General features: G+C 73.0%; 17 protein-coding genes. 11 read left to right on the top strand and 6 right to left on the bottom strand.

Going from position 1 to position 17,740, the window contains the following annotated elements; genetic code table 11:
- Positions 1 to 1,348 (bottom strand): hypothetical protein (locus BV907_RS10115; protein ID WP_139346702.1); only part of this gene is annotated, 1,348 nt, incomplete at its 3' end.
- A 66-nt stretch (positions 1,349 to 1,414) separates the two neighbouring features.
- Here BV907_RS10115 and BV907_RS10110 point away from each other — a divergent pair.
- From BV907_RS10110 to BV907_RS10070, 10 genes are read left to right on the top strand one after another with little or no spacing between them, the layout of a single operon-like run.
- The gene (locus BV907_RS10110; RefSeq protein WP_077489598.1) at positions 1,415 to 2,269 is read left to right on the top strand and encodes an ICP22 family protein; all 855 of its coding nucleotides are present in this window, start codon (positions 1,415 to 1,417) and stop codon (positions 2,267 to 2,269) included.
- 1 nt (position 2,270) lies between these two features.
- The gene (locus BV907_RS10105; RefSeq protein WP_077489597.1) at positions 2,271 to 3,251 is read left to right on the top strand and encodes an HAD-IIA family hydrolase; all 981 of its coding nucleotides are present in this window, start codon (positions 2,271 to 2,273) and stop codon (positions 3,249 to 3,251) included.
- Between the two features lie 44 nt (positions 3,252 to 3,295).
- Entirely contained in the window at positions 3,296 to 3,520 is a 225-nt protein-coding gene (locus BV907_RS18350) for a hypothetical protein (RefSeq protein WP_139346701.1), read from the top strand.
- A gap of 2 nt (positions 3,521 to 3,522) precedes the next feature.
- Positions 3,523 to 4,404, top strand: a complete 882-nt coding sequence (locus tag BV907_RS10100) for a TlyA family RNA methyltransferase (RefSeq protein WP_077489596.1) — start codon at positions 3,523 to 3,525, stop codon at positions 4,402 to 4,404.
- Positions 4,401 to 5,393 carry an NAD kinase gene (locus tag BV907_RS10095; RefSeq protein ID WP_077489595.1) on the top strand — a complete coding sequence of 331 codons (993 nt, stop codon included), beginning with the start codon at positions 4,401 to 4,403 and terminating at the stop codon, positions 5,391 to 5,393. The genes BV907_RS10100 and BV907_RS10095 overlap by 4 nt, the downstream gene beginning before the upstream one ends.
- A 14-nt stretch (positions 5,394 to 5,407) precedes the next feature.
- Complete coding sequence (gene recN / locus BV907_RS10090; RefSeq protein WP_077489594.1) at positions 5,408 to 7,210, top strand: DNA repair protein RecN; 1,803 nt, start codon at positions 5,408 to 5,410, stop codon at positions 7,208 to 7,210.
- Positions 7,207 to 9,000, top strand: coding sequence for a CTP synthase (locus BV907_RS10085; RefSeq protein WP_077489614.1), 1,794 nt, complete (start codon positions 7,207 to 7,209; stop codon positions 8,998 to 9,000). The genes recN and BV907_RS10085 overlap by 4 nt, the downstream gene beginning before the upstream one ends.
- Before the next feature lie 8 nt (positions 9,001 to 9,008).
- Entirely contained in the window at positions 9,009 to 9,674 is a 666-nt protein-coding gene (locus tag BV907_RS10080; RefSeq protein WP_077489593.1) for an NUDIX domain-containing protein, read from the top strand.
- Positions 9,675 to 9,685: 11 nt separating this feature from the next.
- Positions 9,686 to 10,654 (top strand): site-specific tyrosine recombinase XerD, encoded by a 969-nt coding sequence (gene xerD / locus BV907_RS10075; protein ID WP_077489592.1) that lies wholly within the window; start codon positions 9,686 to 9,688, stop codon positions 10,652 to 10,654.
- A gap of 34 nt (positions 10,655 to 10,688) precedes the next feature.
- Positions 10,689 to 11,180, top strand: a complete 492-nt coding sequence (locus BV907_RS10070; protein WP_077489591.1) for an NUDIX domain-containing protein — start codon at positions 10,689 to 10,691, stop codon at positions 11,178 to 11,180.
- A gap of 36 nt (positions 11,181 to 11,216) precedes the next feature.
- On the opposite strand, the gene BV907_RS10065 is transcribed toward BV907_RS10070, so the two are convergent.
- The 4 genes from BV907_RS10065 to BV907_RS10050 all read right to left on the bottom strand — a co-directional run bounded on the left by BV907_RS10065 (position 11,217) and on the right by BV907_RS10050 (position 15,549).
- Complete coding sequence (locus BV907_RS10065; RefSeq protein ID WP_077489590.1) at positions 11,217 to 12,368, bottom strand: bifunctional 2-methylcitrate synthase/citrate synthase; 1,152 nt, start codon at positions 12,366 to 12,368, stop codon at positions 11,217 to 11,219.
- A 62-nt stretch (positions 12,369 to 12,430) separates the two neighbouring features.
- Positions 12,431 to 13,348: a methylisocitrate lyase gene (gene prpB / locus BV907_RS10060; RefSeq protein ID WP_077489589.1), complete on the bottom strand. Its 918-nt coding sequence runs from the start codon at positions 13,346 to 13,348 to the stop codon at positions 12,431 to 12,433.
- A gap of 16 nt (positions 13,349 to 13,364) precedes the next feature.
- Positions 13,365 to 14,885 carry an MmgE/PrpD family protein gene (locus tag BV907_RS10055; RefSeq protein ID WP_077489588.1) on the bottom strand — a complete coding sequence of 507 codons (1,521 nt, stop codon included), beginning with the start codon at positions 14,883 to 14,885 and terminating at the stop codon, positions 13,365 to 13,367.
- A complete protein-coding gene (locus BV907_RS10050; protein WP_077489587.1) occupies positions 14,878 to 15,549 on the bottom strand; it encodes a GntR family transcriptional regulator in 672 nt (223 codons plus the stop codon). The genes BV907_RS10055 and BV907_RS10050 overlap by 8 nt, the downstream gene beginning before the upstream one ends.
- A gap of 134 nt (positions 15,550 to 15,683) precedes the next feature.
- On the opposite strand from BV907_RS10050, the gene BV907_RS10045 reads away from it, so the two are divergent.
- Positions 15,684 to 16,226: an acyl-CoA thioesterase gene (locus BV907_RS10045; RefSeq protein ID WP_077489613.1), complete on the top strand. Its 543-nt coding sequence runs from the start codon at positions 15,684 to 15,686 to the stop codon at positions 16,224 to 16,226.
- 32 nt (positions 16,227 to 16,258) lie between these two features.
- Here the strand turns inward: BV907_RS10045 and BV907_RS10040 are convergent, their stop codons facing one another.
- Complete coding sequence (locus tag BV907_RS10040) at positions 16,259 to 17,671, bottom strand: DUF1731 domain-containing protein (protein WP_077489586.1); 1,413 nt, start codon at positions 17,669 to 17,671, stop codon at positions 16,259 to 16,261.
- Positions 17,672 to 17,740 lie beyond the last annotated feature (69 nt).

The raw sequence follows: 17,740 nt of genomic DNA, 5'->3' as shown, positions 1-17,740 counted from the left end.
AGAGTAGGACACCGCCGGACAACACCACCCGTAGAGGGCCCCCACACCAGGGGGCCCTCCGGCGTTTAAGCGGGACAGCTGAGCGGCGTGCCCGGATCTGAGCGGCCTTCCGGGATCCCGGAAGGGGTCCAGCACGTAGACTTGATGGCAATCGTGCCGGAGCAGGATCGCCGGAGAGAAAAATCGATAGTGATGACGTGCGGCCCTCGGAGGCCACGCGGTGGGAAAGAGGAGCCAGATGGCAGAGGACAGCGGACGCGGCCGAGGCGGACGGGGCTTCGGCGGCCCCCGACGGGGCGGTGACAGCGGCCGGGGCTCCGATCGCTTCGGCGGCGCCTTCCGCGGCACGAGCAATTCGGGGGGCCGCCCCCGCGGCTTCCGGGACCGAGACCGCGAGGGATTCCAGGGTCGATCCGCCGAGGGCGGTGAGCGTCGCTTCGGCGACCGCGACCGCAGCGGTGGGGACGGCGGTGAGCGCCGCCCCTACGAGCGTGAGGGCGGTGAGCGTCGCTTCGGCGACCGCGATCGCGGTGAGCGCCGACCGTTCCGCCGCGACGAGGGCGGTGAGCGTCGGTTCGGTGATCGTGACCGTGCCCCGCGGTCCTTCGACCGTGAAGACCGTGGTGAGCGTCGTCCGTTCGGTGATCGTGACCGGGGTGAGCGTGGTCCTCGTCAGTTCGAGCGCCAGGAACTTGGCGAGCGTGGTGAGCGTCGTCCGTATGGCGATCGCGATCGGGGTGAGCGTGGTCCTCGTCAGTTCGAGCGCCAGGAGCGTGGCGAGCGTGGCGAGCGCCGTCCGTTCGGTGATCGTGACCGGGGTGAGCGTGGTCCTCGTCAGTTCGAGCGCCAGGAGCGGGGCGAGCGTGGTGAGCGTCGTCCGTATGGCGATCGCGATCGGGGTGAGCGTGGTCCTCGTCAGTTCGAGCGTGAGGGCCGGGGCGAGCGCCGCCCCTTTGGGGATCGTGATCGGGGTGAGCGTGGTCCTCGTCAGTTCGAGCGTGAGGAGCGCGGTGAACGTCGTCCGTTCGGTGATCGTGATCGGGGTGAGCGTGGTCCGCGTCAGTTCGAGCGCCAGGAGCGTGGCGAGCGTCGTCCGTTCGGCGATCGTGACCGTGGCGAGCGTCGTCCGTTCGGCGATCGTGACCGTGGTGAGCGTGGTCCTCGTCAGTTCGAGCGCGACGACCGTGGCGAGCGCCGCCCCTTCCGCCGCGACGAGGGCGCAGGACGTCCGGGAGCGCGCGAGGACCGCGGTCCCCGCCCCTACGGGGCCGGCCGGCCCGAGCGGACCGATCGTCCTGGGCGCTACGAGGCCCGTGGGTTCGAGCGCGAGGAGCGGCCACGGCAGCACAACGCGGCGGACCTGCGCGTCTCGAACCGCGCCGACCGCGAAAAGTCGCCGGAGATCGATCCTGACGTGACGGGCAAGGAGCTCGACCGCGCGACGGCTGCCCAGCTGCGTACCCTCGAGGGCAACAACGCTGAGTGGGTCTCGAAGCACCTCGTCATGGCCGGCAGGCTCATCGACATCGACGCTGAGCTGGCCTACCAGCACGCCCTCGCGGCGAGCCGCCGCGGAGGGCGCATCGGCGCCGTCCGCGAGGCCGTCGGCATCACCGCCTACGCCGCGGGCCGCTACGACGACGCCCTGCGCGAGTTCCGCACGTTCCGCCGCATCACGGGCTCGAGCATCCACCTGGCGCACATGGCCGACTGCGAGCGTGGCCTCGGCCGACCGGAGAAGGCCCTTGAGCTGGCCGCCTCCGACGAACGGAACATGCTCGACAACGCCGGCAAGGCCGAGCTCGCGATCGTGGCCTCGGGCGCGCGCGCCGACATGGGCGACTTCGCCGGCGCCGTGCGCGAGCTCGAGATCCCGCAGCTCGACATCAACCGGGCCTTCTCCTTCAGCCCGCGCCTCTTCGAGGCCTACGCCGACGCGCTCTCCGCGGCCGGCCGCTCCGAGGAGGCCGCCCGCTGGTACCGCCAGATCGGCGTGGCCGAGAGCGCGCTCGGCGTCGGCGAGTTCGCCGAGCCCGAGATCGTCGACCTCGGCTGGGACGAGGACGAGGAGGCCGCCGAGGCAGGCCCGCGCCGCGACGCGGGCGAGGGCCCCGAGAGCGAGAACCCCGAGAAGGCCGAGGAAGGCGCCGACGAGGCCCCGAACGGGTCCGGGCCTGCCCTGGCCGAGGACGAGATCGGGGTGCACGAGGTCGACACCGCCGCGTCGGATGACGGCCAGGACGGCGGTCCGCGGGACGAGAACGCCTAGGATGGCGGACTTCATCGACGCGTTCGACGCGGTCCTCTCCGATCTCGACGGCGTCGTGTACGCGGGGCCGCACGCCATCCCCGGCGCCGTCGAGGCGCTGCAGGCCCTCGAGGGACGGGGCGTGCGGCTGGGCTACGTGACGAACAACGCCTCGCGGAGCCCCGCCGAGGTGGCCGCACACCTGCGCGAGCTCGGCGCGCCGGCTGCGGACGACGACGTCGTGAGCTCGGCGCAGGCAGGCGCCGAGCTGCTCGCGGGGCAGGTGCCCCAGGGCGCCCGCGTCCTCGTCACGGGGAGCCAGTTCCTGGCCCACGAGGTCGAGCAGCGCGGGCTCGTCCCTGTCGCCTCGGCCGAGGACGCCCCTGACGCCGTGATCCAGGGCTTCAGCCCCGACCTCGGCTGGAAGCAGCTCGCCGAGGCGGCCTACGCTGTGGCGGCCGGCGCCGTGTGGGTCGCGACCAACACGGACATGTCCATCCCGCAGGCCCGAGGGAAGGCACCCGGCAACGGGACGCTCGTGGCCGCGGTGCGGGCCGCGACGGGCCGCGAGCCGCTCGTGGCCGGCAAGCCCGAGGCCCCGCTGTTCCTCGCCGCCGCCGAGCGCCTCGGCGCGCGCCGCCCCGTCGTCGTCGGCGACCGGCTCGACACCGACATCCTCGGCGGCAACCGTGCCGGCTTCGCGACCGCGGCCGTCCTGACCGGCGTCGACACGCCCGAGACGATCCTCGCCGCCCGCACGGCCGAGCGGCCCGGATTCATTCTCGCCACGCTTGCGGACTTCTACCGCCCCTACCCTGGGACGGTGGCGGACGACGGCGTGTGGCGGGTCGGCGGCGCGGCCGCACGGTCCGTCGCGGGCGGCGTCGAGGTCTCCGGCAGCCCCGACGACCTCGACGCGTGGCGCGCGGCGTGCGCGGCCTGGTGGTCGGCGCATCCCGACGCGGACGGCCCGACGTCGCCGGAGCTGCGCTGGGAGCGGTAGGACGCGAACGGGAACGGTCGGCGCGGGTCGATAAGCTGGGGGACATGAGCGAGGATCCACAGCCGGCACAGGCACCGACGCCTGCCGATCTACGCAGAGCCGTGGGCCCCGCCGCGTCCGTTCCCGCGGCGGGCGTCGGCGTCGAGGATGCCCTCGAGGCCCTCGCCGAGGCAGAGGGGCTCCCGCTCTCCGAGCGTGCGGCGGCCTTCGAGGAGTTCCACGAGGCCCTCACCGCGGCCCTGGAGACGGAGCCGGGGGCGGGGGAATAGCCGTGGCCCGACTCGACCTCGAGCTCGTCCGCCGCGGGCTCGCGCGCTCCCGCACGCACGCCGCAAAGCTCATCGCGGACGGCGCCGTCACGGTTGCCGACGGCGCCGTCACGCGCGCCTCCCACGCGGTCGACGAATCCACGCCCATCGCTGTCGCCGCCACCGAGCACGACCGCTTCGTGAGCCGCGCCGGACACAAGCTGGCCGGCGCCCTCGAGCGCTTCCCCGCCGTCGACCCGGCCGGGGCACGCTGCCTCGACGCGGGCGCCTCGACCGGCGGGTTCACCGACGTCCTCCTGCAGGCGGGCGCGGCGGAGGTCGTCGCCGTCGACGTCGGCCACGGGCAGCTCGTCGACGCCCTCCGCAGCGACCCGCGCGTTCACGTCCACGAGGGCCTCAACGTCCGGGACCTCGAGCCCGGCATGATCGGCGGCCCCGCGCGACTCACCGTCGCGGACCTGTCCTTCATCTCGCTCACCCTCGTCCTCGCGCCGCTGGCAGCGTGCACCGAGCCGGGCGGGGACCTCGTCGTCATGGTCAAGCCGCAGTTCGAGGTGGGCCGGGAGCGGTTGGCCCGCACCGGCGTCGTGGGCTCGGACGGCGAACGACGCCGCGCGGTCGCCTCGGTCGCGGACGCCGCGCTGACGGCAGGCCTCGCCCTCCGCGGCCTCGCCCCAAGTCCGCTGCCCGGCCAGGACGGCAACCTCGAGTACTTCCTCTGGCTGTCCCGCCCCGGCGGGGACGCCCGCCCTGTCGGCCCCGCGCCGTCGTCCGCCACCGCGGATGCCGTTGCGGGTGCTGTGACAGGTGCCGACGCGCCGGATGCCGCCGCGTGGGTCGCGGCGCACTGGCCCACCACCGACCCAACGGAGGCCCACGCATGACCCGCCGTATCCTCGTCCTCGCGCACACCGGCCGGGAGGACTCCATGGTGGCGGCCCGCGAGGCCTGCGCCCAGCTCTATGGCTCGGGGCTCGTGCCCGTCATGCAGGCCGGCCAGCGGGCGGACCTCGAGGCCCGCTTCGACGGCATCGACCACCCCACGGAGATCCTCGGCAAGGACGTCGGCCTCGAGGAGGTCGAGCTCGTCATGGTCCTCGGCGGCGACGGGACGATCCTGCGTGCGTCCGAGCTCGTGCGCGACGTCGACGTCCCCCTGCTCGGCGTGAACCTTGGCCATGTCGGCTTCCTCGCCGAGAGCGAGCGCGCGGACCTCGCCCAGACGGTCGAGTGGGTCGCCTCGCGCAGCTACTCGGTCGAGGAGCGCATGACGATCGACGTCACGGTCTGGCAGCAGGGCCGCAAGGTCGCCCACACGTGGGCGCTCAACGAGGCCGCCGTGGAGAAGGCGAGCCGCGAGCGGATGATCGAGGTCGTGACCGAGGTCGACGGCAAGCCGCTGACGTCGTTCGGCTGCGACGGCGTGGTCCTCGCCACGCCCACCGGCAGCACCGCCTACGCGTTCTCCGCCGGCGGCCCCATCGTCTGGCCCGAGGTCGAGGCCCTCGTCATCGCGCCCATCAGCGCGCACGCGCTCTTCGCGAAGCCGCTCGTCGTCTCCCCGCACTCTCGCCTTGCCGTCGAGATCCTGGGCCGCACCGACGCCCACGGCGTCCTGTGGTGCGACGGGCGGCGCTCGATCGACCTCCCGCCCGGGGCGCGCGTCGAGGTCACGAAGTCGCCCCTGCCCGTGCGGCTCGCGCGGATCAGCGCGACGCCGTTCTCCGCGCGCCTCGTGCGCAAGTTCGAACTCCCGATCCACGGCTGGCGCGGCCCGGTCCCGGTCGCCGCGACGGCCGGACCTGAGCCCGTGGTGCCCGAGGTGCCCCCCGTCCCGTGGGGAGGCCGGCCCGCCGCCAGCGACGAGACCTGAGACGAGGAGCCCCCATGATCGAGGAACTCAGGATCCGCGACCTCGGCGTCATCACCGAGGCGTCCCTCCCGCTCGGCCCCGGGCTGAGCGTCGTGACCGGTGAGACCGGCGCGGGCAAGACCATGGTCGTCACGGCCCTCGGCCTCCTGCTCGGCGGCCGCTCCGACGCGGGCGCCGTCCGGACGGGCGCGAAGTCCGCCCTCGCGGAGGCGAGCGTCCGGCTCGAGCCGGGGCACGACGCCGTCGTGCGCGCCGAGGAGGCGGGCGCCGAGATCGAGGAGCACGACGGCGGCGCCGAGCTCCTGCTCGCGCGTACGGTCGGCGCGGACGGACGCAGCCGAGCCCACGTCGGGGGCCGCAGCGCGCCCGTCGGTACGCTCGCCGAGGTCGGGAGCCGGCTCGTCGTGATCCACGGCCAGTCCGAGCAGCTGCGGCTCAAGAGCCCGGCCGCCCAGCGCGAGGCCCTCGACAAGTTCGCGGGCGCGGCCTTCGCCGCGAAGCAGGCCGCCTACACGCTGCGCTACGGGGGGTGGGTCGCCGCGCGCCGCGAGCTCGACGAGCTCACCTCTGGCGCCCGGGAGCGCCTCCGCGAGGCCGAGTCCCTCGAGGCGGCGCTCGCCGAGATCGGCGAGGTCGGCCCCGAGCGGGGCGAGGACGAGGCCCTGCGCGCCGAGTCGCTGCGCCTCTCGCACGCCGAGGCCCTGCGCGCGGCGGCCCAGCAGGCGCACGAGGCGCTCGTCGCCGAGGACTTCGGCGAGGCCTCCGACGCGACGACGCTTGTGGACGGCGCCAGACGGGCCCTCGAGCACGTCTCGGAGCACGATCCCGAGCTCTCCGCGGCCGCCGAGCGGCTCGCCGAGGCCGGCTACCTGCTCGCCGACGTCGCCTCCTCGCTCGCGAGCTACGCCTCCGCGCTCGACGCCGACCCCGCCCGGCTCGCGGAGGTCGAGGAGCGGCGGGCCGCCCTCACGGGCCTGACCCGCAAGTACGCCCCGACCCTGGACGAGGTCCTTGTCTGGGCGGAGGCGGGCCAGAAGCGGCTCTTCGAGCTCCAGGACGACGACGGCCGGATCGAGTCGCTCACCGAGCAGCTCGTGCGCGACGAGGCCGAGCTCAGGGAGCTCGCCGCCGAGATGACCTCCCTGCGCCAGGCCGCCGCCGCGGAGCTCGCCGAGCGCGTGAGCGCCGAGCTCACGGCCCTCGCGATGCCGGACGCGACCCTGCACGTCACGGTCGAACCGACCGGGGAGCTCGGCCCGGACGGGTCCGACACGGTCGCGATCCAGCTCCAGCCGCACGCGGGCGCCCCCGCCCGGCCGCTCGGCAAGGGCGCCTCCGGGGGTGAGCTCTCCCGCGTCATGCTCGCCATCGAGGTCGTGCTCGCCGCCGTCGACCCGGTGCCGACGTTCGTCTTCGACGAGGTCGACTCGGGCGTCGGAGGGCGCGCCGCCGTCGAGATCGGCCGGCGCCTCGCGATGCTGGCCAGGCATGTCCAGGTGCTCGTCGTGACGCACCTGCCGCAGGTCGCGGCGTTCGCCGACCGGCACATCACGGTGATCAAGAACTCGGTGGCCTCCTCGCGCAGCGCCGCCGGGGTGGAGGGCGTGACCTCGAGCGACATCCGGGTCCTCGGCGACCAGGAGCGCGTCGTCGAGCTCGCCCGCATGCTCGCCGGCCAGGAAGACTCCTCGAGCGCCCAGGCGCACGCCCTCGAGCTGCTCGAGGACGCGGCGTCGGCGAGGGCGGCCGCCGCATGTACGGCCGCTGCATGGCGGCCGACACGCCAGAGCGGGGAGGGGTGGACGCCCGATCGGTGATATGCTCGAATTCCGTGGTGCAGCGAACTCATTCCCGTTTCTCAGACTCCGCCCAGACGACCAAGCAGATCTTCGTCACCGGCGGCGTGGCGTCCTCGCTCGGGAAAGGCCTGACGGCGTCCAGCCTCGGTCACCTGCTGCGGGCCCGCGGCCTCTCCGTGACCATGCAGAAGCTGGATCCCTACCTCAATGTGGATCCAGGAACCATGAACCCGTTCCAGCACGGCGAGGTCTTCGTCACCGAAGACGGCGCCGAGACCGACCTGGACATCGGGCACTACGAGCGCTTCCTCGACGAGTCCCTCGACGGCTCGGCCAACGTGACCACGGGCCAGGTCTACTCGACCGTCATCGCCAAGGAGCGCCGCGGCGAGTACCTCGGCGACACGGTCCAGGTCATCCCGCACATCACCGACGAGATCAAGCGCCGCATGCGCCTGCCCTCCGAGGGTGAGAACGCCCCGGACGTGATCATCACCGAGATCGGCGGGACGGTCGGCGACATCGAGTCGCAGCCGTTCCTCGAGGCGGCCCGCCAGGTCCGCCAGGACGTGGGCCGCGGGAACGTGTTCTTCCTGCACGTCTCGCTCGTGCCCTACATCGGCCCCTCGCAGGAGCTCAAGACCAAGCCGACCCAGCACTCGGTGGCCGCCCTGCGCTCGATCGGCATCCAGCCCGAGGCGATCGTCATCCGCTCGGACCGCCAGATCCCCGACGCGATGCGGGACAAGATCGGCCGCATGTGCGACGTCGACACGGACGCGGTCGTCAACTGCCCCGACGCGCCGAGCATCTACGACATCCCCAAGGTCATCCACTCCCAGGGCCTCGACTCGTACATCGTCCGCGCCCTCGACCTGCCGTTCAAGGACGTCGACTGGACCAAGTGGGACCGTCTCCTGCAGACCGTCCACGAGCCCGCGCACGAGGTCGAGATCGCCCTCGTCGGCAAGTACATCGACCTCCCGGATGCCTACCTGTCCGTGACCGAGGCCATGCGTGCCGGAGGCTTCGCGAACGACACGAAGGTCAAGATCCGCTGGGTCGCCTCTGACGAGTGCCAGACCCCGACCGGGGCGAAGAAGGCCCTCGAGGGCGTCGACGCGATCCTCGTCCCCGGCGGCTTCGGCATCCGCGGCCTCGAGGGCAAGCTCGGGGCGCTGACCCTGGCACGCGAGAGCGGCCTGCCGACCCTCGGCCTGTGCCTCGGCCTGCAGTGCATGGTCATCGAGTACGCGCGCAACGTCGTCGGACTCGAGGGAGCGTCCTCGAGCGAGTTCGAGCCGGACTCGAAGCACCCCGTCATCGCGACCATGGCCGAGCAGCTCGACATCGTCGAGGGCAAGGGCGACATGGGCGGCACGATGCGCCTGGGCCTCTACGACGCCGCGCTCCTGCCGGGCTCCGTCGTCGCGGAGACGTACGGCACGACCAAGGTCGCCGAGCGGCACCGCCACCGCTACGAGGTGAACAACGCCTACCGCGAGCAGATCGCGGCCAAGGGCCTCGTCTTCTCGGGCACGTCCCCGGACGGCCAGCTCGTCGAGTTCGTCGAGCTCCCGCGCGAGCAGCACCCGTACTACGTGGCCACCCAGGCGCACCCCGAGCTCGGCTCGCGCCCGACCCGCCCGCACCCGCTCTTCGTGGGCCTCGTCAAGGCCGCACTCGAGCACCAGACCGCTAATGCCTCCGCGGAGGAGAACGCCGCGCCGGCGCTGTCGGCGGACGCCCCGGCGCTGGCCGCCGAGGACGCGGCTGCCACACCGGCCGCCGCCGGCAAGGGCAAGTAGGCCAGGGCATGACGACGCACGCGCCGCGGCCGCAGGGCAGCTCGACGCACGTCGAGGATGCGCTGAGCCCGCGGCGCGTGCTGTCCTCCGAGACGGTCTACACGGGCCGGATCTGGAACGTGCGCAGCGACGCCTTCGAGCTCTCCGAGGGTGCGGGAACGCTCCACCGCGACTACATCGACCACCCCGGGGCCGTCGCCATCCTGCCCATGGACGGCGAGGGCAGGGTGCTCCTGCTGCGCCAGTACAGGCACCCCGTCGGCATGGACCTGTGGGAAATCCCCGCCGGCCTCCTCGACGTCGAGGGCGAGTCGAACCTCGACGCGGCCGCCCGCGAGCTCGCCGAGGAGGCGGACCTCGCGGCGGAGCACTGGTACGTCCTCGCTGACTTCTTCAACTCGCCCGGCTCCTCGAGCGAGGCCATCCGCATCTACCTCGCGCGAGGCCTGCGCGAGATCCCCCACCACGAGCGGCACGAGCGCACCGACGAGGAGTCGGAGATCGAGTTCATCTGGGTCGACCTCGACGAGGCCGTCCGGGCCGTGCTGGGGGGCCGGCTGCACAACCCGAGCGCCGTCGTCGGCGTCCTCGCCGCCGACGCAGCCCGCCGGGACGGCTTCACCTCCCTGCGCCCGGGCGACAGCCCCTGGCCGGCCCACCCGGGCCAGCGCTGAGCGGGCCCTCCATGCACGTCCAGGATCCGGCGGACGCCGCGCCGGCCCCGGCACTCGCGCGGGCGGTCGAGGACTACCTGCGCCACCTCGCCGTCGAGCGCGGTCTCGCCGCGAACACCCTCGCCGCCTACCGCCGCGACCTCGCCCGCTACGCCGCCTACCTCGCGCGCGAGGGCGTCGGCGCGCCGTCCGGCGTCGACCGCGGCCACGTGGGCCGGTTCGCCGAGGCGCTGCGGGACGGGGCCGACGGCGGGAGCCCGCTCACGGCGCGCTCGGCGGCGCGGACGGTGGTCGCCGTGCGCGGGCTGCACCGGTTCTGGGCCCTCGAGGGCACGACGGCGGGCGACCCGGCCGCCGACGTCCATCCGCCGCTCGCGGGGCAGCGCCTGCCCAAGGCGATCAGCGTCGACGAGGTGGGCCGCATCCTCGACGCGGCGGCCGCGGACACGCCGTCGGGGCTGCGCGACCGCGCCCTGCTCGAGTTCCTCTACGCGACCGGCGCCCGGATCAGCGAGGCCGTGGGGCTCGACGTCGACGACCTGCGGCTCGAGTCCGGCGAGGCCGGGCCACCGATCGTGCGGCTCTTCGGCAAAGGCTCGAAGGAGCGGCTTGTGCCGCTGGGCTCGTACGCCGCCCGCGCGCTCGAGGCGTACCTCGTGCGCGGCCGCCCCGCCCTCGTGGCCAAGGGGAGGGGGACGCCGGCCCTGTTCCTCAACGCCCGGGGCGGGCGGATCAGCCGGCAGAGCGCGTGGACCATCCTCAAGGACGTTGCCGAGAAGGCCATGATCGGCCGCGACGTCTCCCCGCACACGCTGCGGCACTCCTTCGCGACGCACCTCCTCGAGGGAGGGGCGGACGTGCGCGTCGTGCAGGAGCTCCTCGGCCACGCGTCGGTCACGACGACGCAGGTCTACACGCACGTCACCGCGGACACGCTGCGGGAGGTCTACGCCGCCGCCCACCCCAGGGCGCGCGGCTGATGGGTGCCGCTGTGTTCTACAGGGCGCGCGGCTGATGGGCGCCCCGGTCGCCCTCTGCTTCCTCCTGCGCGAGGGGCCGGCCGGGCGCGAGGTGCTCCTGGGCCGGAAGAAGCGCGGGTTCGGCCGCGGCAAGGTCGTCGGCCTCGGCGGGCACATCGAGCCGGGGGAGACGGCGGCGGAGGCGGCGCGCCGCGAGCTGGCCGAGGAGGCGTGTGTCGAGCTCGACGCCGCACACGTCGTCCCCGCCGGGACGGTCGACTTCCGCTTTCCGGCCCGCCCGGAGTGGGACATGCAGTGCACGATGTTCACATGCACGCGCTGGTCCGGCGAGGTGTGCGAGACCGAGGAGATCGAGCCGAGCTGGTACCCGGCCGACGCCCTGCCCGTCGCGCACATGTGGCAGGACGCCGACCACTGGCTCCCGATCGTCCTGGCCGGGTCCGTGGGCAGACTGCCAGCATTCCTGGTGGAGATGGCCGAGGACAACGAGACGGTGGCGCGCTTCGCCGTCCTCGGCGGCCCCTGACCTCCCCAGCCGCGGTCCATCCCTCCGCGGTTCGGCTCAGTCGAGGTGGCGCTCGTCCGGGCCGTTGTAGGCGCTGAGCGGACGGATGAGCGAGTTGTTCTCGAGCTGCTCGATCACGTGCGCGGTCCAGCCGACGATCCGGCTCGCGACGAAGAGCGGCGTGAACGTGGGGATGTCGAAGCCCATGAGGTGGTAGGCGGGGCCCGTCGGGTAGTCGAGGTTGGGCTTGATGCCCTTGGCCTCGTCCATGGCCTGCTCGAGCCCGTCGTACAGCCCGAGGATCTCGGGCCGGCCGTAGAAGGCGATCAGATCGTCGAGCGCGGCCTTCATCGTGGGCACGCGCGAGTCGCCGTGCTTGTAGACGCGGTGGCCGAACCCCATGATCTTCTTCTTCTCGGCCAGGGCAGCATCCATCCAGGCCTTGGCCCGGGCCTTGGCCTGCTCGTGCGTCTCGTCCGCGCGGATCCCGATCTTCTCGAAGGTCTCCATGACGGCCTCGTTCGCCCCGCCGTGCAGCGGGCCCTTGAGGGCGCCGATCGCCGCCGTGACGGCGGAGTGCAGGTCCGAGAGGGTCGAGGTCACGACGCGGGCGGTGAACGTGGAGGCGTTGAACGAGTGCTCGGCGTAGAGGATCATCGACACCTCGAAGGCGTGGAGGACCTCCGGTGCCGCCTCCTCGCCGAAGGCCATCCAGAGGAAGTTCGCGGCGTACCCGAGGTCGTCGCGGGGCTCGACCGGCTCTTGGCCGCGGCGGCGGCGCTGGTCGTAGGCGACGACGGCGGGCATCGCGGCGAAGAGCTCCAAGGCCTTCTCGAGGTTGGCCTCGCGGGAGGAGTCCTCAGCCTTCGGGTGGCGTGCCCCGTGGACGCTCGCCGCGGTGCGGCACACGTCCATGGGGTGGGTGCCGGCCGGCAGCTCGTCCACGACGTGCTTGAGCAGAGGATCGAGGGAGCGCCCGGCCCGCTCGCGCCGCTCGAAGTCGGCGAGCTGTTCGGGCGTCGGCAGGTCGCCGTGCCAGAGGAGATAGGCGACCTCCTCGACGCTGCAGCGGGCGGCGAGCTCCTGCACGGGGTAGCCGCGGTACAGCAGCGAGTTGCTGTCGGGGTTGACCTTGGAGATGGCGGTGTAGTCCACCACCACCCCGGCGAGGCCCTTCTTGATCTCGTCGGTGTTGGGCACCTGTGACATATGAGGACTCCTTTGTCGGGTCAGGCAAGTCGGCGGGACTGGCCGTCCGTGGTCCCGGCGGCTCAGAAGCGGCCGGGGACCTGGAAGTTGAAGACGCCGGTGTCGAAGCGGTTGTACGCCTCGTAGTCCACCAGCTCGTAGAGCCTCGAGCGTGTGAGCATGTTCTCGACCTGGGCCTCCTGCGTGCCGTCGTCGGCGATTGACTCCAGAGTACGTTCTGCAGCGCCCATCGCAATGCGCAGGAGGGTGACCGGGTAGATCACGAGGTTCACGCCCACGCCGGCGAGCTCCTGGACCGTGAACAGGCGGCTCTTGCCGAACTCGGTCATGTTGGCCAGGATCGGCACCTCGACGGCCTCGCGGATGGCCGCGAACTCCTCGAGCGTCCCCATCGCCTCGGGGAAGATCGCGTCGGCGCCCGCGTCGACGAGCGCCTTGGCGCGGTCGACGGCGGCGCGGAGCCCCGCCGCGCCGTCCTCCGTCGCGCGGACGTCGGTGCGGGCCATGATGAGGAAGTTCGGATCCCGGCGGGCGTCGGCGGCGGCCCGGATGCGCTGGAGCGCGGTGGCGAGGTCGACGACGGACTTCCCGTCGAGGTGGCCGCACCGCTTGGGGTTGACCTGGTCCTCGATGTGGCAGCCGGCGAGCCCGGCGTTCTCCAGCTCCTGGACGGTGCGGGCGACGTTCATGGGCTCGCCGAAGCCCGTGTCGGCGTCGACGATCGCGGGCAGCTCGGTCATGCGGGCGATCTGCCCGGCGCGGGTCGCGACCTCGGTGAGGGTCGTGAGGCCGATGTCGGGCAGGCCGAGGTCGTTGGCGAGCACGGCCCCGGAGATGTAGACGCCGGGGAAGCCCTTCTCCTCGATGAGCCTGGCGGAGAGCGGGTTGAACGCCCCTGGGAACTGCTGGATGGTGCTGGAGGCGAGGGCCTCTCGGAGCCGGAGCCGCTTCTGCTCCGAGGTGGCGTGCGAGTACAGCATCAGAGGGAAGCCTCCATCAGAACAGGCCCTTCGGCGCCGCGGCGAGGTCGATGACGCCGTCCTTCGCGGTGATGTTCAGCGCATCGAGCTCACCGGCGCCGAGCTCGGGGAGGCGCTGGACGGCGCCGAGGAACCGCTCGACCTCCTCTGGGGCGACCGAGTCGGAGGCGAGGGCACGGAACTTCGCGATGTACTCCGCGCGGCCGAAGGGGCGGGCGCCGAGCGGGTGGGCGTCGGCCACCGCGATCTCGTCCTCGATCACGGTCCCGTCGGCCATCGTGATGACGACTGAGCCGCCGAAGGCCTTCTCCTCGATGTCGAGCGAGTGGTACCGGCGCGTCCACTCGGGGTCCTCCTCGGTCGTGACCTTGTGCCACAGGGCCACGGTGTCCGGGCGGGAGGCCCGCTCGGGCGTGTAGGAGTCCACGTGGTGCCACGCGCCGTCCTGCAGGGCGACGGCGAAGATGTACGGGATCGAGTGGTCGAGGGTCTCGCGCGAGGCCGTCGGATCGTACTTCTGCGGGTCGTTCGCGCCCGAGCCGATGACGTAGTGCGTGTGGTGGCTGGTCCGGATGAGGATGCCGGCCACCTTCTCCGGGTCCGTGGCCTCGGGGTGCTCCGCGTGGAGCTTCCGGGCCAGGTCGATCCACGCCTGGGCCTGGTACTCGGCCGAGTGCTCCTTCGTGTATGTGTCCAGGATTGCCCGCTTGGCCTCCCCGGGCGCGGGGAGCGGGACCTCGTAGGACGCGTCCGGGCCGTCGAGGAGCCATGCGATGACGCCGTCCTCGCCCTCGTAGATCGGGACGGGGGAGGTCTGGCCCCGCATCGCGCGGTCCACGGCCTCGACGGCCATTTTGCCCGCGAAGGCGGGGGCGTGCGCCTTCCAGGTCGAGATCTCGCCCTTGCGCGACTGGCGCGTCGCCGTCGTCGTGTGCAGGGCCTGCCCCACGGCCTGGAAGACCGTCTCGACGTCCAAGCCCAGGAGGGTGCCGATCCCGGCGGCCGCGGCCGGGCCGAGGTGGGCGACGTGGTCGATCTTGTGCTGGTGCAGGCTGATCGCCTTCACCAGGTCGACCTGGATCTCGTAGCCGGTCGCGAGCCCGCGGACGAGGTCCCGCCCGCTCGCGCCGACGTGCTGGGCCACGGCGAGGATCGGGGGGATGTTGTCGCCGGGGTGCGAGTAGTCGGCGGCGAGGAAGGTGTCGTGGTAGTCGAGCTCGCGCACGGCGACGCCGTTGGCCCACGCCGCCCACTCGGGCGAGACTCGCTCGTCGATGCCGAACACGAGGGCGCCGCGGCCGCCGGACGACGGCGCGTGGGCCAGCGCCTGCGCGCGGGCCGCGACGATGGGGGCCCGGTTGAGCGACGCGATCGCGACGGCGGCGTTGTCGATGATGCGGTTGATGACCATCTCGGCCACCTCGGGCGCGACCTCGACCGGGTCGGCCGCAACCTGTGCGATCCGATAGGCGAGCTGGCCCTCGCGGGGCAGGTTCTCCTCGCTGCGGTAGACGCGGACGTGGTGCATCTCAACCATGGGAAGCCTCTCCTGGTGGTGGGGTGGTGTCGCTGTGGGTGGCCTTGATGTGCTGCAGGCTGCTGCTCAGGTGGACCGCGGTGGCCGCCGCGGCGAGCTGCGGGTTGCCGTCGGCGATCGCGCCGGCGATCGCCGCGTGCTCGACGGCGGCCTGGCGCAGCCGCGCGCCGTCGTCCTTCGCGAGGCGGCGCACGCGCGCGAGGTGCACGCGCAGGCTCGCCAGGGCCTGGCTCAGGTAGGAGTTGGCGATCGCGGCGTCGACTTCCGCATCGAGCTCGGCCGCGAGGGCGTAGTACTCGTGCCGCTGCGGGTCGTCATCGGTCACCAGGGCGCCGGCGGCCGCAAAGGCGTCGCGCAGGCCGGCGAAGCGCTCGCGGTCCCCTCGCTGCGCGGCGAGGGCCGCTGCCTTGGACTCGAGTGCCTCCCGCAGCTCGAAGAGCTCGTCGAGGTGCTCGAGCGAGATGTCGCTCACGACGACGCCGCGGCCCCGCTGGGCGGCGGCGAGGCCATCCGCCGTGAGCCGCGCGAGCGCCTCGCGCAGGGGGGTGCGCGAGACCCCGAGCCGCTCGGCCTGCTCGACTTCTCCGAGGACCGTCCCCGGGACCAAGCGCCACTGGAGGATGTCGTCGCGGAGCGCCGCGTAGGCGCGGTCGCTGGCCTTCATGCGCTCTCCTCCCTCGCCCTCCCCGATTCATGTATACATTGGCACGCTTCGAGAGGAGAACTCAAGGGTTTGTCCCAGGTCAATGTATACAAATCCGCCGTTGGCGCCTTCTTACCTAGGAGTAACATGGGATGATGCACCTCCTCCTGCGCACGCTCCGCCTGCTCGTCGCCGCCCGCCGCCGTCCGCAGCTGAGCCTGTGGGGCATCTCCTCGCTGCCGCTGCGCGTCCTCCCGACGGACATCGATATCGCCTGGCACGTGAACAACGGCATGTACCTCTCGCTCATGGACTTGGGCCGCTTCGACCTCATGGTCCGATCGGGGGCGTGGGACAGGATGCGCGCGAAGGGCTGGAGCCCGGTGGTGAGCCTCGAGACCATCGCGTTCCGGCGGTCGCTCCAGCTGTGGCAGCGCTACTCGATCGAGACGCGCATCATCGGCACGGACGAGAAGGCGATCTTCTTCGAGCAGCGCATGGTCGCAGGGGGCGAAGTCTACGCGCGCGCCTACATCGCCACGCGCCTCGTCTCCCCGTCGGGCCCGGTGCCCAACGAGGAGATCTTCGCAGAGATCGGCGAGCCGCCCGCGGACCTCGTCCTGCCTGAGTTCCTGCACGCCTGGCGCCTGGAGAACGCACTGCCGGGCGCACGGCGTCCTGCGCCGCACGCCTGGTAGCCGGAGGCCGCCCTGTGGGCCCCGGGCCTGCGCTACGAGCCGAGCTCGGCGAGGGCGTCGCCGAGGCGCGGGTAGGCGAAGGTGAACCCCGCGGCCTGGAGCACGGCAGGGACGGCGCGGATGTCCTCGAGGACGAGGTCCGGGTTGGTCCGCAGCACGGCCGCGGCGACGCGCAGGAGCGGCTCCGGTGCGGGGATGCCGACGGGCACCCCGACGAGGTCGCGCAGGCGCGCCATGAGTTCGCTGTTCTGGACCGGGAAGGGCGCCGTGGCGTTGACGACGCCGGCCGGCACGTCGACGGGGCGCTCGCCGGCCGCGGGGGAGAGGCCGAGGACCGCGCGGGCGGCGCGCACCCAGTCGGTCGCGTGGATCCAGCTCATGTACTGCCCGCCCGTGCCCTGGTGTCCGCCGGCCCCGAGGCGGGCCGGGACCGTGAGGCGGGCCATCAAGGGCGCATCGCGGTGGAGCACGACGCCGGAGCGCACGACGTTGAGGTGAGCGGCGTTCGAGCCGTCGACGGATGCCTCCCAGTCGCGGGCCACGGCCGGCAGGCCCGGGACGACCGGCAGGGGCGCTGATTCGTCGGCCGGCCCGTCGGTCGCGCCGTAGATGCCCGTGCCGCTCTGCTGGAGCCAGCGCTCCGCCGGGCGCTCCCATCGGCGGCTGGCCTCGACGAGGGCGCGGGTCGGCTCGACGCGGCTCGCCGTGAGCATGGCCAGGTTCTCCTCGGTGCCGGGCCGGTCCATGCTCGTCCCCGCGAGGTTGACGACCGAGAGGCGCGGCTCGGAACCGAGGCGCTCTGCCCAGGCCCCCTGGCTGCGGCCGTCCCAGGCGATCTGCTCGAAGGGTGACGCCGAGGGGGAGCGGGTCAGGACGGCGACGCGATGGCCGTCGCGCACGAGGTCCGAGGCGAGCAGCGTCCCGAGCAATCCCGATCCGCCCGCGATCGCGAACAGCCTCCCCCGCCCGTCGCCGTCGTCCGTCGCGCTCCCTCCGGGTGAGCTGGGGGAGGCGGCGAGCCGGTACAGGCGCGCGCATTGCGCCTCGAAGCGCCGCACAAGCGGCTCGCCGGCCGTGAGGCCGAAAGGCTGCGCGAGCGGCCCCTCGAGGGCGACGCGCTGGGTGAAGACCGTCCCGCCGTCGCCTTCCTCGAGCGTCCATTCGACGTTCTGGCCGCCACCGGGCTGCCCCTGCCGGAAGGCCAGCCGCCTCCCGGACTCGACGCCGGTGACCGTGAACGGGGGTGCAGTGCGGCGGTGCAGCGGGCCCACCAGCCGGTGGGCGGGCGAGTAGCTGCCCTGCGCGCCCTCCCGGAGGACCCCGTCGAGGGAGGCCGCACCGATGGCCGGATTCCATTCGGGCCACCGCTCGAGCCGGGACAGGACCGCCCACAGGCGATCGGCGGGAAGGCGGAACCACTGGGATGCGCTGCGCTGCCAGGTCACGCCGCCAGTCTAGCCAGCCGCGAGGTGGGGGCCTGTGTCGCTGGGGTGGGGGCCTGTGACGTCGAGGTG

Origin of the sequence: Sinomonas mesophila, assembly GCF_001999765.1 — a bacterium.
Classification (GTDB): Bacteria; Actinomycetota; Actinomycetes; order Actinomycetales; family Micrococcaceae; genus Sinomonas; species Sinomonas mesophila.
This window is presented reverse-complemented; position numbering and strand designations above follow the sequence as displayed.

Coding starts and splice junctions, on each gene's coding strand:
- recN (WP_077489594.1), top strand. CDS start 5,408: ATGATCGAGGAACTCAGGATCCGCGACCTCGGCGTCATCACCGAGGCG.
- BV907_RS10055 (WP_077489588.1), bottom strand. CDS start 14,885: ATGGTTGAGATGCACCACGTCCGCGTCTACCGCAGCGAGGAGAACCTG.
- xerD (WP_077489592.1), top strand. CDS start 9,686: ATGCACGTCCAGGATCCGGCGGACGCCGCGCCGGCCCCGGCACTCGCG.
- BV907_RS10105 (WP_077489597.1), top strand. CDS start 2,271: ATGGCGGACTTCATCGACGCGTTCGACGCGGTCCTCTCCGATCTCGAC.
- BV907_RS10045 (WP_077489613.1), top strand. CDS start 15,684: ATGCACCTCCTCCTGCGCACGCTCCGCCTGCTCGTCGCCGCCCGCCGC.
- BV907_RS10065 (WP_077489590.1), bottom strand. CDS start 12,368: ATGTCACAGGTGCCCAACACCGACGAGATCAAGAAGGGCCTCGCCGGG.
- BV907_RS10080 (WP_077489593.1), top strand. CDS start 9,009: ATGACGACGCACGCGCCGCGGCCGCAGGGCAGCTCGACGCACGTCGAG.
- BV907_RS18350 (WP_139346701.1), top strand. CDS start 3,296: ATGAGCGAGGATCCACAGCCGGCACAGGCACCGACGCCTGCCGATCTA.
- BV907_RS10050 (WP_077489587.1), bottom strand. CDS start 15,549: ATGAAGGCCAGCGACCGCGCCTACGCGGCGCTCCGCGACGACATCCTC.
- BV907_RS10070 (WP_077489591.1), top strand. CDS start 10,689: ATGGGCGCCCCGGTCGCCCTCTGCTTCCTCCTGCGCGAGGGGCCGGCC.
- BV907_RS10095 (WP_077489595.1), top strand. CDS start 4,401: ATGACCCGCCGTATCCTCGTCCTCGCGCACACCGGCCGGGAGGACTCC.
- prpB (WP_077489589.1), bottom strand. CDS start 13,348: ATGCTGTACTCGCACGCCACCTCGGAGCAGAAGCGGCTCCGGCTCCGA.